At 45.7% G+C, this 12,933-nt stretch carries 14 protein-coding genes; 1 reads left to right on the top strand and 13 read right to left on the bottom strand.

Annotation, left to right across the window (positions count from 1 at the left end):
- Positions 1-42: 42 nt before the first annotated feature.
- The 9 genes from fabG to D0463_RS03885 form a co-directional block, all read right to left on the bottom strand.
- Positions 43-783, bottom strand: a complete 741-nt coding sequence (gene fabG / locus D0463_RS03925) for a 3-oxoacyl-[acyl-carrier-protein] reductase (protein WP_117305309.1) — start codon at positions 781-783, stop codon at positions 43-45.
- Complete coding sequence (gene fabD, locus D0463_RS03920; RefSeq protein WP_117305307.1) at positions 776-1,729, bottom strand: ACP S-malonyltransferase; 954 nt, start codon at positions 1,727-1,729, stop codon at positions 776-778. Before fabD ends, fabG begins: the two co-directional genes overlap by 8 nt.
- Positions 1,730-1,754: 25 nt before the next feature.
- Positions 1,755-2,738 (bottom strand): phosphate acyltransferase PlsX, encoded by a 984-nt coding sequence (gene plsX / locus D0463_RS03915; protein ID WP_117305305.1) that lies wholly within the window; start codon positions 2,736-2,738, stop codon positions 1,755-1,757.
- Positions 2,735-3,319, bottom strand: coding sequence for a transcription factor FapR (gene fapR, locus D0463_RS03910; protein ID WP_117305303.1), 585 nt, complete (start codon positions 3,317-3,319; stop codon positions 2,735-2,737). Before fapR ends, plsX begins: the two co-directional genes overlap by 4 nt.
- 418 nt (positions 3,320-3,737) lie before the next feature.
- The gene (recG, locus tag D0463_RS03905; protein ID WP_117305301.1) at positions 3,738-5,786 is read right to left on the bottom strand and encodes an ATP-dependent DNA helicase RecG; all 2,049 of its coding nucleotides are present in this window, start codon (positions 5,784-5,786) and stop codon (positions 3,738-3,740) included.
- A complete protein-coding gene (gene sdaAA, locus D0463_RS03900) occupies positions 5,783-6,667 on the bottom strand; it encodes an L-serine ammonia-lyase, iron-sulfur-dependent, subunit alpha (RefSeq protein ID WP_117305299.1) in 885 nt (294 codons plus the stop codon). The genes recG and sdaAA overlap by 4 nt, the downstream gene beginning before the upstream one ends.
- Positions 6,668-6,723: 56 nt before the next feature.
- On the bottom strand, positions 6,724-7,386 hold the full coding sequence (sdaAB, locus tag D0463_RS03895; protein ID WP_117305297.1) for an L-serine ammonia-lyase, iron-sulfur-dependent subunit beta: 663 nt from the start codon (positions 7,384-7,386) through the stop codon (positions 6,724-6,726).
- A 218-nt stretch (positions 7,387-7,604) separates the two neighbouring features.
- Positions 7,605-9,287: a DAK2 domain-containing protein gene (locus D0463_RS03890; RefSeq protein WP_117305295.1), complete on the bottom strand. Its 1,683-nt coding sequence runs from the start codon at positions 9,285-9,287 to the stop codon at positions 7,605-7,607.
- Positions 9,288-9,305: 18 nt separating this feature from the next.
- Positions 9,306-9,668 carry an Asp23/Gls24 family envelope stress response protein gene (locus D0463_RS03885; protein WP_117305293.1) on the bottom strand — a complete coding sequence of 121 codons (363 nt, stop codon included), beginning with the start codon at positions 9,666-9,668 and terminating at the stop codon, positions 9,306-9,308.
- 250 nt (positions 9,669-9,918) lie between these two features.
- On the opposite strand from D0463_RS03885, the gene rpmB reads away from it, so the two are divergent.
- On the top strand, positions 9,919-10,107 hold the full coding sequence (gene rpmB / locus D0463_RS03880) for a 50S ribosomal protein L28 (RefSeq protein ID WP_117305291.1): 189 nt from the start codon (positions 9,919-9,921) through the stop codon (positions 10,105-10,107).
- Between the two features lie 363 nt (positions 10,108-10,470).
- Here rpmB and spoVM read toward each other — a convergent pair whose 3' ends face one another.
- From spoVM to rsgA, 4 genes are all read right to left on the bottom strand, one after another.
- Positions 10,471-10,551: a stage V sporulation protein SpoVM gene (spoVM, locus tag D0463_RS03870; protein WP_046522178.1), complete on the bottom strand. Its 81-nt coding sequence runs from the start codon at positions 10,549-10,551 to the stop codon at positions 10,471-10,473.
- A 118-nt stretch (positions 10,552-10,669) separates the two neighbouring features.
- Positions 10,670-11,317, bottom strand: a complete 648-nt coding sequence (locus tag D0463_RS03865; RefSeq protein WP_117305286.1) for a thiamine diphosphokinase — start codon at positions 11,315-11,317, stop codon at positions 10,670-10,672.
- A gap of 70 nt (positions 11,318-11,387) precedes the next feature.
- Positions 11,388-12,032: a ribulose-phosphate 3-epimerase gene (gene rpe / locus D0463_RS03860; protein ID WP_117305283.1), complete on the bottom strand. Its 645-nt coding sequence runs from the start codon at positions 12,030-12,032 to the stop codon at positions 11,388-11,390.
- A gap of 2 nt (positions 12,033-12,034) precedes the next feature.
- Complete coding sequence (gene rsgA, locus D0463_RS03855; RefSeq protein WP_117305280.1) at positions 12,035-12,916, bottom strand: ribosome small subunit-dependent GTPase A; 882 nt, start codon at positions 12,914-12,916, stop codon at positions 12,035-12,037.
- Positions 12,917-12,933 lie beyond the last annotated feature (17 nt).

Below are 12,933 nucleotides of genomic sequence, written 5' to 3'. Positions count from 1 at the left end.
GTGTATTTCCCGAAATTAATAAATATATTGTTAACTGGAACGCTACATAACCATTCCGCCATCCACATGAAGCGTCTGGCCAGTCATATAGGAGCCAGCCTCGGAGGCAAGAAAGACAGTGACACCGGCAATATCCTTAGGGTCTCCGAAACGGGCGAGCGGGATTTGCTGCAGCATCGCCTCGCGAACTTCTACAGTAAGCTTGTCCGTCATATCGGTGGAAATAAACCCAGGTGCAACGGCATTTACGGTTATTCCCCTTGTGGCAAGCTCTTTTGCCGTAGTTTTCGTCAGGCCGATCACTCCCGCCTTGGCCGCGACATAGTTAGCCTGCCCCGGATTGCCACTGATGCCGACGATGGAGGCGATGTTAATGATTCTGCCGCTCCTTTGCTTCATCATTTGGCGGGTAGCAGCTTTGGTGCAAAGGAAAACGCCTTTTAAGTTCGTGTTGATGACAGCATCCCATTCTTCTTCCTTCATCCTCATAAGAAGATTATCACGGGTAATCCCGGCGTTGTTGACGAGTATATCCAGTGAGCCGAATTGATCAATCACGTTTTTTATCATTTCCGTAACAGATTCAGAATCGGCAACATTGCATTGGACAGCGAACGCTTCCCTTCCCATTGCTTTGATCTCATCAACAACCTCAATCGCTTTGGCCGCGCTACCTGAATAATTGACGGCGACGCTTGCGCCTTGTCTTGCAAGCTCCAATGCGATTTCTTTACCGATCCCCCGCGATGCGCCGGTAACAAGTGCTGCTTTTCCTTTAAGCATCCGTATCCACCCCTCTTAATGATTCAATGGTTTTTACCAGGCTTTCCTCGTCATTCACTGAAAAAATAACAGCAGAACGATCTATCTTTTTAATCAGCCCGCTTAGCACTTTTCCGGGACCTACTTCAACAAACGTATCAACGCCGAGCGAAAGCAATGTTCTCACACTGTCCTCCCATAACACCGGCGAATATAGCTGCTCCAAAAGTTTTTCTTTTATTTCTTCAGGTATATGGATCGGCTCTGCGGTTACATTCGAAATCACTGGAATGGCGGCTTCCCTAATCGCAACTTCTTCCAATGTCTTCTCAAAGCGGGAAGCAGCTGGTTTCATTAATGAAGAATGAAAAGGACCGCTCACTTCTAATGGAATTGCTCGTTTTGCCCCTTTTTCCTTGGCGAGTTCGCATGCCGCCAGTACGCCTTCAGTGCTGCCGGAAATGACAATCTGTCCCGGACAATTAATATTGGCTAGCTGCACAGGTTTTCCTCCGGAAGAAACTTCTTCGGTAATCCCGATTAAAGGTTCACGTTCCATCCCAAGAATCGCCGCCATCGAGCCCTGTCCGTTCGGCACGGCCTCTTCCATGAACTCGCCGCGCTTTCTGACAGTATAGACAGCATCATCAAAACTTAACGCACCGGAAGCGACTAATGCAGAGTATTCTCCCAGACTGTGCCCTGCCGTATAATCAGGCTTAATGCCTGCTGAGTCCAGCGCCTGATAAAAAACATAGCTTGTCGTAAGTAAGGCAGGCTGTGCGTTTGTAGTTAACGTTAATGTTTCTTTAGGTCCGTTAAAGATTAATTGTGATAGCGAAAAACCTAATTTCCGATCCGCAGCTTGAAAAGCCTCTGCTGCCACATCAGACTTATCAAACAAATCTTTGCCCATTCCAACCGTCTGCGAACCCTGCCCCGGAAATACAAAAGCAATCTTTCCCATTTGCACACTTCCTATCTTGATAAGGTTATCGATTTTCAATCATTAAACGAATATTCTTAATGACATCATGCTGGACCATTTCCCTCGTCTGCCTGATCGCATTAAAAAACGCGTTGGCATCCGAAGAACCGTGAGCTTTGATGACCGGCGCCTTCAAACCGAATAATCCGGCTCCGCCATATTCAGAATAATCCATTTGATTCTTAATGCCCCTTAATTCTGGTTTCAACATCCCGGCAGCAAGCTTGCTTTTCATATTGCTCATCAATGCCGTTTTCAGCATGGAAAAAACGGACATAGCCGTTCCCTCAATTGTCTTCAACACCATATTTCCGGTAAAACCATCCGTTACGACGACGTCCGCAGGGCCTTCTAATAAATCCCTCGCTTCCACATTGCCGACGAAATTAATATCTCCCTCTTTTAAAAGATCGAATGCGAGCTTAGTAAGCTCATTCCCCTTCTTCTCTTCTGTACCGATATTCAGAAGTCCGACACGAGGGTTAGCAATGCCTCTAACCTTTTGAGCATAAATCGAGCCCATGATGGCAAACTGCAGCAAATGCTCCGGTTTCGCATCCGCATTTGCGCCGACATCCAAAAGGACAAACCCTTTACCATCAATGGTTGGAAGCGTTGGCGCAAGTGCCGGACGCTCTATCCCTTCAATGCGTCCAATCACAAACAATCCGGATGCCATCAACGCTCCCGTGTTTCCGGCAGAGATACAAGCATCTGCTGCACCATCCACCACCTGCTGGGCTGCAAGCACCATGGACGCTGTTTTCTTACGACGAACTGCGCGCACCGGTTCGTCGGTCGCTAATATTTTTTCTTCTGTATGTAGGACGGATATTCTTTCACCGTTTGTTAAATGCTTGTTTATGTCCGTCTCGTTTCCAACTAATAAAATTTCGATATCGGGAAACTCCCTGACAGCCTTCAATGCACCAAGCACGACTTCCTTTGGCGCGTTATCTCCGCCCATCGCATCGATTGCTATTTTCATTCTTCTTCATCCTTTTCCTGCTGATTGGATCGGAACATTTCAAATTCACCCTTGAAAACCAGTTCGTTCCCTACGAAACTATTTACCTCCACTGAGGTGCGATCCGCATTCAGATCGGTTTCTAAAACTTTAGCTTTGGCGACCACTCTCTCATTCTCCCTCACTGCCCGGGAAAATATAATATTAGCTTTAGCCGTCAAGGCAAGCTGATCATCAATGACAGCTACAGCAAGGGAATTGGCCTGGGCAAACAAATGATGACCTCGGGCGATGCCATTCCGTTTAAATACATGCTCTTTTTTTATATCTAATATAGAAATCGCGTTCTCATCAAGATTTATATCGATTACTTCCCCGATCACTTCATCCAGTGGAAGTGCGCGTATTTCATCGCTGAATCTTTTTTCCGCGACAGTCTTGATTCTTTCCCGCAGCTCGGGAATCGAAAGTTCCAGACGATCAAGCCTGACTGTCTGGACACTCACAGCGAATCTTCCAGCCAGCTCATCATCTGTTATAAACGGATTTTCATTAATCGTTTCCATTAACAGAAGCTGGCGTTCCTTCTTATTTTTTTTCATATGAAGGTCACCATCCGTAGTATTATGACTAGGTACTAATAGTAGTATATATATATTAAAAACAGATTGCAAGATAGGAATGTAATCTCGCAATCTATAAAGAAAAGCGGAAGCGCCTTGCTCAGCCGCGACAGGCATAAGACGAATCGCGCAGGAAATCAAGTAAGGAACGTCGGCTAATTTCCGTCACGTCCTGTGACGAACGCCGACGTCACCACATCCTGTGGCAGCTCTGGAGCGGTTTGGCTTATGACCCCGAGCGGCTAGGCGCTGCAGCTAGACAACACTAAATCAAGGAACGAAGGCTAAGAGCACCACGTCCTTATGTCTTCGCCTTCATGACCCACATCGTGTGGGCCTAAGCGGAAGCGCCTTGCAAGTAGGGACCATCGACAAGGGCTGCCACTTCGTGGTCAAATCAGTCTAGCTTTTCCCCATTTAAAACGCCTGTTTCTTCAAGGTAATTCCGCAACGGAAGATATTCCGGATCCTTCCAAAAGCTTTCTGAAGCTATGAGCTTTACAGCGTCATCTCTCGCGACTTCAAGCGCCCGGTAATCGTGGACCATGTCGGCTACTTTGAATTCAGGAAGGCCGCTCTGCTTCTTGCCGAAGAAGTCCCCTGGTCCCCGAAGTTCCAAATCCTTTTCTGAAACGATAAATCCATCATTCGTTTCGGTCATTATTTTCATCCGTTCCTTGCCGACCTCGGATTTTGGGTCCGCGAGCAAAATACAATACGATTGCTCACTGCCCCGTCCTACCCGGCCGCGAAGCTGATGAAGCTGAGCCAATCCGAAGCGCTCCGCATCATAGATGACCATGATCGTTGCATTCGGTACGTTTACACCGACTTCAACAACTGTCGTCGAGACAAGAACCTGCAACTCATTTTGGCTAAATTCCTTCATCACCGTCTCCTTTTCATCGGAAGGCAGCCGGCCATGCATCAGCCCTATGCGGAAGCGATCGCCAAAGTATTGGGAAAATGTGGCGTGAACATCGAGCGCGTTCTGTAAGTCGAGCTTCTCAGATTCTTCGATTAACGGGCAGATGACATAGGCCTGCCTTCCCTGTCGAAGCTCTTTTTCTACGAAGCTCAAGATTCTGTCCAGCATCTCATGCTTGGCCCAGAATGTTTCAATCGCTTTTCTCCCTGCAGGCATTTCATCGATAACAGAAACATCCATTTCTCCGAAAACCGTAATCGCAAGCGTTCTAGGAATCGGTGTCGCCGTCATGAACAGCACATCGGGATTCTCGCCTTTTTCGCGGAGCACTCTCCTCTGTTCTACGCCAAAACGATGCTGTTCATCAGTGATAACCAATCCGAGATTATTGAAATTGACTTCATCCTGGATTAGCGCATGGGTTCCGATCAAAATATCAATTTCGCCATCCTGCAAAGCCTGCAGGAGCTCCCGGCGTTTCTTCCCTTTGACCGAACTGGTCAAAAGTGCTGTGCGAATCCCTGGAGGCTCAAGCATCGAATGAAGGGAGCCTGCATGCTGCTCTGCCAAAATTTCAGTTGGCACCATAAGCGCACCTTGATACCCCGCAGAGACAGAAGCGAACAGGGCAATTGCGGCCACAACAGTCTTTCCGGAGCCTACATCCCCCTGGAGCAGCCTGTTCATCCTGTAGGGAGATTTCATGTCCGCCATTATTTCATTGACCACTCTTTTTTGGGCATTTGTTAACGGGAAAGGCAAGGAATCGATAAATCCCTTCAAAGAATCAAGTTTATATGACTGCTCGATTCCTTTTGACTGTTCTCTTTGAACCTTTCGGATCGCCTGCATCTTAAGCTGAAAAAATAAAAATTCCTCGTAAACGAAGCGTCTGCGCGCGTGTTTCACATCGTTCTCAGACAAAGGAAAATGCATGCCGCGCAAAGCATCCTTACGAGAAGGCAGCTTATATTCATCCAAAAACCGCTGGGGCAGATTTTCTTCAATTTCCTGCCCGTACTGTGAAAAAGCATTGGCTATAAAGCGGCGCAGCCCTTTTACTGTAATGCTTCCCTTCGTCGAGTATACAGGTTCAAATTCTTTTTCTTTCCGGTATGGACCGATCTGGCATTCACTTCCGTTAATGGTTTGGCGGTGCCGGTCCCATTTGCCTGTTACTGTCACAATGTCATTGATGCTAAGCTTATTTTTTAAATACGGCTGATTGAAATACGTTACCGTTATTAAATTACGCCCGACCAGCACTTTAAAGGTAAGCCGGGATTTCTTTCTTCCGAAATACCCCAATGTTGGCTGACTGTGAATTTTGCCTTCAACGGTGACCCTTTCATCATGCTCCGTTTCTTCTAGGTCTTTCAGGCGATAATCCTCGTAACGATATGGAAGATGCTCGATAAGATCCCCAATCGTGTAGATGCTCATTTCATGAAGCGCAGCCGCTGATTCATCGCCTATTCCTTTAATGGCTGTTACGGAATCCTGTATATTTGTTATCACTTTTTCATGAGCGGCAAGCCGAATATTTTCGCTTCTAATTCACGGCCTGTAGGTGTTGCCGCCAACCCTCCCTGCGCAGTTTCTCTTAATGCGGACGGCATTGATTGACCGATCTTGAACATGGCACCAATCACTTCATCACACGGTATCCTGCTTGTGATCCCCGCTAACGCCATATCGGCGGCAACCATCGCATTAGCCGCTCCCATCGCATTTCGCTTCACGCAAGGAACTTCTACGAGGCCCGCTACGGGATCACATACGAGGCCAAGCATATTCTTCAGAGTGATCGCCATTGCCTCAGCGCTTTGCGAAGGAGTGCCGCCGGCTATCTCAACAATTGCCGCAGCCGCCATACCAGCCGCAGAGCCTACCTCAGCCTGACAGCCGCCTGCAGCCCCGGAAATCGATGCATTGTTTGCGACCACGAATCCAAAAGCGCCTGCCGTAAATAGAAATTCTATTTTTTGTTCACGGGTCGGATTGAGCTTCCGTTGTACCGCAAATAACGTCCCGGGCACAACCCCCGCCGAACCCGCTGTAGGAGTGGCACAAATTGTTCCCATCGCCGCGTTCACTTCATTAGTGGCAACTGCTTTGCTGACTGCATCCAAAAGCAATTCCCCCGATAAGAAATTCCCCTTTTTAATATATTCCTGAAGCAAGACAGCATCTCCACCGGTCAGGCCGGAATGAGACTTTACGCCTTTAAGTCCTCGTTCAACCGCTTGTTCCATCACATCAAGATTTATTTCCATCTGACGGAGGATTTCCTCACGGGCTTTGCCTGTCACTTCCATTTCCTGCTCAATCATGATGTGCGATATCTTAGTATTCTTTGATTCTGCTAATTCTACCAATTCAGCAACATTGCGGAACATTCATTCTCCTCCTCTGGATATGGATTTTGTATGCGTTTTCATATTTTTTCAGTGAATCAATCCGAGATTCGTGCTACCTGTACAATGTTTGGCAGGGCCGAAATTTCACTGAGCACCGCTTCTTCAATATTTTGGTCTACCTCAATGGTCATCAATGCCATCTTGCCTTTTTCTTTACGAGAAACGTCCATTTGCCCGATATTTATTCGGTGTTTCGCCAAGATATTTGAAACGTTGGCTATGGCCCCAAAACGGTCATTGTGAACCACGAGTATAGCCGGGTGATGGCCGGAAAGCTTCAGTACAAAACCGTTCAATTCAATAATCTCGATTTTCCCTCCGCCAATGGAAATGCCCGTTAATTCCATCTCGCCGCCTTTATCACCCATGATTATTTTTGCCGTATTGGGGTGATTGGTAATGGCTTCCTCTTCTATAAACTTAATTTTTATTTTTTTGCTTCTGGCAATTTCAAGTGATTCTTTAATTCTCTCATCATATGTGTCGAAGTCGAGCAATCCTCCAACGATTGCCACATCCGTACCGTGCCCTTTAAAGGTTTTCGCGAAAGATCCGTAAAAAGAAATGGTCGCCCACTCAGGCTCTCGTCCAAATAAATCCCGCGCTACCCTACCGATTCTTGCGGCACCAGCCGTATGCGAGCTAGACGGACCAATCATAACTGGACCGATTATGTCAAATACACTCTTATATTTCATAATTTATTCTGCCTCCTGAACCGCAGTTTTACTTTCATATGCATGGGAAAACAGGGAACTGATTTTCCCCTACTCCTATCATACACAAACAAAAAAGAAACTGCACGGTCAAACATGCAGTTTCTTTTTTAACAGATTGGAAAGTCTCACCTTCCAATCTTCTTAAGTGCAACTACGCCAGCTCATCACCTCTAAAGGATCGTTACCGGGCGTGTCATTTATTCAATAGAGAAAATGAACGAGTATAACGGTTGGTTTCCGTTATGGATCTCGATCTCGGCATCCTCGAAGTTTTCGTGACAAAACGCCACCAGCTCGTCAACCTCTTCCTTCGTCGCATCTTCGCCATATAGGATTGTAAGAATCTCTGAATCTTCATCCATCATATTAGAGAGAAGTTCTTTCGCTGTTTGGAGCTTGCTCTTATTTTTCACTTGGATCTTTCCTTCGGCAAGGCCCATGAAATCGCCTGTTTCGATTTCAAGCCCATCAATGCTTGTGTCGCGGACCGCATACGTGATTTGGCCTGTCTTCACATGTAAAAGAGCTTCTTTCATGGCCTTTTCATTGTCCTCGGCACTTCCGGAAGGATTGAATGCCAACAAAGCTGACATCCCCTGTGGGACAGTCTTGGAAGGAATGACGATAACATTCTCATCCAGCAATTCTGCAGCCTGCTCGGCTGCCATGATAATGTTTTTGTTATTTGGCAGAATGACAATATTCTTCGCGTTCGCTTCGCGGGCAGCTTTGACGATATCTTCCGTACTTGGATTCATCGTTTGTCCGCCTTGAATCACGGATTTGGCGCCAATGCTCTTGAACAGATCGCTTATGCCAGAGCCCATTGCGACGGACACAATCCCGTATTCTTCCTTTTTCTTAGGCTTCTCATTTACAGCCGTTTTAAGCGGGGCGTGTGTTTCACCCACGATGCTAGAATGCTGCTCTCGCATGTTATCAATCTTAAGTTTGATCAGGCTTCCGTATTGCTGGCCATAGTTCAGACAGTTCCCTGGCTCTTCAGAGTGAATATGTACCTTTACGATTTCATCATCTGAGATAACCAATAAAGAATCTCCGAATTCACTTAAATCATTGCGGAACGTTTCTTCAACGAATGGTTTCTTGGCGGTCTTGTCCGCTTCCAATCTGACCATGAACTCCGTACAATAGCCAAAAACGATATCTTCTGTATTTATATGACCCTGGACATTGATATGATGTTCAGCACTGACAAGTTCATCCATCGTCGGAACACTGGAAGGTGTATCAGGGAGTTGCTCCCCTTTCAATTCAGCGAGAAACCCTTCATAAACGAATACGAGTCCCTGGCCACCGCTATCAACGACACCTACTTCCTTAAGGACTGGAAGCAGGTCGGGCGTACGGTTAAGTGAGGCCTTCGCTTCTTTTACAACATCCTGCATCACCGCGATGATGTCCTTTTGGTTCTTTGCGGACGCAACAGCCTGTTTAGCCGCATCTTTGGCAACGGTAAGAATTGTACCTTCAACAGGCTTCATAACAGCTTTATACGCCGTTTCCACTCCCGCTTCCAATGCGCCTGCGAATTCCTGGCTGTTAATTTCAGCCTTCGTTTCAATCGATTTTGAAAATCCGCGGAACAATTGTGACAGGATGACACCGGAATTTCCGCGTGCTCCCATAAGCAATCCTCGTGATAAAGAGGTTCCTACTTTTCCAATATGTTCTTGTACGTTATTTTGTACTTCCTTTGCTCCGGAAGTCATAGACAAATTCATGTTCGTACCGGTATCACCATCCGGCACTGGGAAAACGTTGAGAGCATCCACCATATTAGCATTAGCTGCCAGATGGTTGGCACCTTGAATGATCATCTCCGCGAATCGTTTTCCATTTATACTTGTAATTGACACAAAACTTTCCTCCTCGACTTAAGGGTTTGTCACGCGAACTCCCTGTACAAAAATATTTACGGAGTCCACAGCTAATCCGACCGTTTTGTCCAGGGTGTATTTTACCTTTGATTGTACATTATGCGCAATCTCGGAAATTTTTGTTCCATAGCTGACGATAATGAACATATCGATATGTACCTGATCGTTTTCCTGGCGGACGATAACACCTTTAGTGAAGTTCTCTCTTCTTAATATTTCAGCAATGCCGTCCTTTAATTGCTTTTTAGAAGCCATTCCTACTATACCATAGCAGTCAACAGCGGCTCCTCCGGCAACTGTCGCAATAACATCATTGGATATATCAATTTGCCCGAATTTTGTTTGTAATTCGATGGACATACACTTTCCCCCTCCCAAAATCTCCTTAGCTAAAGACATTTTACTATATTGTCCCTTGTTTTAAAAGTAATAGTCACACTGATACTAATAAACCAATTCTTAGTGTAGTATGTCAAGGGTTTTTTCTTGAAAGGAATGAATTGAATGATTGCATTATCGCCAAAGGTATGATAAATTATTAAAGTATTTGCGAAAAGACTTAAGATAATTTTTGAAACTTAAGCTTGCGGTAGTTAGGAGGGAATAATACATGGCACGTAAATGTGTGATCACAGGAAGAAGAACTCGTTCTGGAAACAAACGCTCCCACGCTATGAATGCTAATAAGCGTACATGGGGTGCTAACCTTCAAAAAGTGCGTATTTTAGTTGACGGTAAACCTAAGCGTGTATACGTTTCTACAAGAGCCCTTAAATCTGGCAAAGTAGAGCGCGTATAATGTTCAAGGCAGGTGTCCTTTCGTAGAGGCACCTGCCTTTTTATATGATGCGACAGACGAAGAAGCGGATTGACACGGCAGTTCAGCTGATTTAAACGAAAACTAATTTTCCACACACAAAAGACTATAGGTAAACCTGGATTCAGCAAGTTTGTCTACGTTGATTGGAGCGGAGGATGCGAGACTCCTGCGGGAAGATCAGGATAGGGGAGACCCCGCAGGCGCGCTTTTCGCCGAGGAGGCTCCCGGACTGCCCGCGGAAAGCGAGCGCCCGGAGCGGAAGTCAACAGGCAGGATAAAAAAGATCAACATATAAAAATAACACCCTGACTATACAGGGTGCCATCTCAATCTATGCTTTCCTCAACCTTTTTTAAATGCACCGAGCATCGCCCTGACAAGGCCTCCCAGCACTTTTGGCAGCTTGATTGTATAAAATTTCATAATGCCCCTCCTCTGCACATATCACTATCCCTATAAATGAAACCTTTTCATACGAGATTAGCTCAGGTAGCTATTACCTGAAATATATTATATTTGATGATAACTGTGAGTGTGAATATTAATCACTACTTCTTACCACCAATAATATGCCATTTGAAAACGAAAAAGTACCAGATTCAGAAATTAGTTCGTTGCTAATGCATAAGGTCGATCCCATCATGATATGGCTGTTCTCCAGGGGATATTTAAAACCCTGCAACGTGATGCCTTTCACTTCTGTTGTGATAGGTACGAACGAAACGTACTTTTTTCGGGGCATTGCCTTAATTTTATACTCTCCGGGCAGTTTGGCTGTTAAAATATTTGTTTTATCGATGATGAATATGTCTGTTCCTGCCATTTTGTTTTGAACTTCTTCTTTGAGCAGCAGTTGAATGTTCGCTAATAAATGATCCAAACGTCCGCCTGTTGCGCCAAAAATATAGATCTCTCCGGGAGCCTGTGCAATGGCCCAATGCAAAGCAATCTCGAGATCTGTTTCGTCCTTTTCAGAAGGATAAAGATGGATATCCTTCATGGCATTTCTGATCATTTGCATCTCTGTCTCGGAAACAGAGTCAAAATCCCCGAACGCAGCTTGCGGCGTTATCCCTGTTTCCAGCAATGTCAGTACCCCTCTGTCGACCCCAACCCATAAAACATCCTTATATGTGTGTAAGTCTGGTAAAAATTCCGGCGGCCCGCCTGCTAAAATGCAAATCTTCAACTTTATCACCATCCTACATTGTAAAAAGGAAACCTTCCAAAATAGCGGCCGGCTTCCTAATATAGCGGAGTTATCCCCTGATTGCTTCTATCGCTTTTTTTCGATCAGGCTGGTTGTAAATAGCGGTGCCAGCAACCAAAACATTGGCCCCGTGCTGGATGCATAGCTTGGCAGTTTCTTGATTCACGCCGCCGTCCACTTCAATTTCAATAGTCGCATCATGTTTTTCGGCGAGTGCTTTAACCTCGCTGATCTTTGGCAAAACGGACATGATAAATGTCTGGCCGCCAAACCCGGGGTTAACAGACATTAACAGGGCCATATCGATCTCAGTGATGACATGTTGGATCGATGAGACAGGTGTTGCCGGATTCAGCACCACACCCGCTTTTACCCCAAATGATTTGATTAACTGGATCGTACGGTGAAGATGCGCGCATGCTTCAACATGAACGGTAATATAATCGGCGCCTGCTTTTGCAAAGGCTTCGATATAAGAGTCCGGATTCTCAACCATCAGATGGACATCGAGCGAAAGCTTCGTAACCGGACGAATTGCTTCCACGATCAATGGTCCAATCGTTATATTCGGCACAAAATGACCATCCATCACGTCCACATGTATATAATCGGCCCCGCCTCTCTCAACATCCAGAATCTCTTCAGCAAGTCTGGAAAAATCAGCGGCTAAAATAGATGGAGCAATCTTAACCATATCTAATACCTCGGCTTTCTCTCTTTAATTTCCTCTAAGAATTGCATGTAGTGGTCATAACGGTATTGCCTGATATCCCCGGTCTCCACTGCTTCTTTAACGGCACATTTCGGTTCCTTGTCATGAAGGCAACCGCGGAACTTGCATTTCTCGCCCGTTTTATATATTTCTGGAAAGCAATACGACAGGCGCTCAACTTCCATTTCCAAAAACTCCAGTGCGCTAAAGCCAGGAGTGTCGGCGACAAGACCCGTCCCGATATGAATCAGCTCTACATGTCTTGTCGTATGTTTTCCCCTTCCAAGATGCGAGGAAATATCATCCGTTTTTAATTCAAGTTCGGGATTTATCGCGTTCAGCAACGAAGACTTACCAACACCTGACTGTCCAGCAAACACGCTCGTTTTTTCTTGTAAATATGGCTGGAGCACTTTCGTCCCTTCAGAAGAGACCGAGGATGTTGTCAAGACCGTGTAGCCGATCGCAGCATAATATTTCACATATTCTTCTAATCGAGACCGGTCCGCATCTGGGACAATATCCATTTTGCTTATGCAAATAATCGGTTCAATTTCATTATCCTCGATCAGCACTAAAAACCGGTCAAGCAACGTTGTGCTGAAGTCTGGTTCAACCGCTGAAAACACAAGGATTGCTTGATCCACATTAGCGATTGGAGGCCGGATGAGTTCATTCTTCCGCTCTTTAATCTCCATGAGGTAACCTTCAGTTGGATTGTCAGCCTGGTAAACAACATGATCACCGACCAGGGGAGTTATCTTATTTTTGCGAAAAATGCCTCTGCCCCTGCATTGGATCGTTTCGTTGCCGTCAAGAACGTAATAAAAACCGCTGAGCGCTTTAATAATCTTGCCTTCAGGCATAGCTTCACTCCTTTTTT

Origin of the sequence: Bacillus sp. V59.32b (assembly GCF_003429085.1) — a bacterium.
Taxonomy (GTDB): domain Bacteria; phylum Bacillota; class Bacilli; order Bacillales; family DSM-1321; genus Peribacillus.
The sequence above is the reverse complement of the archived record's forward strand: the minus strand, read 5'-3'. Positions and strand labels throughout refer to the sequence as shown.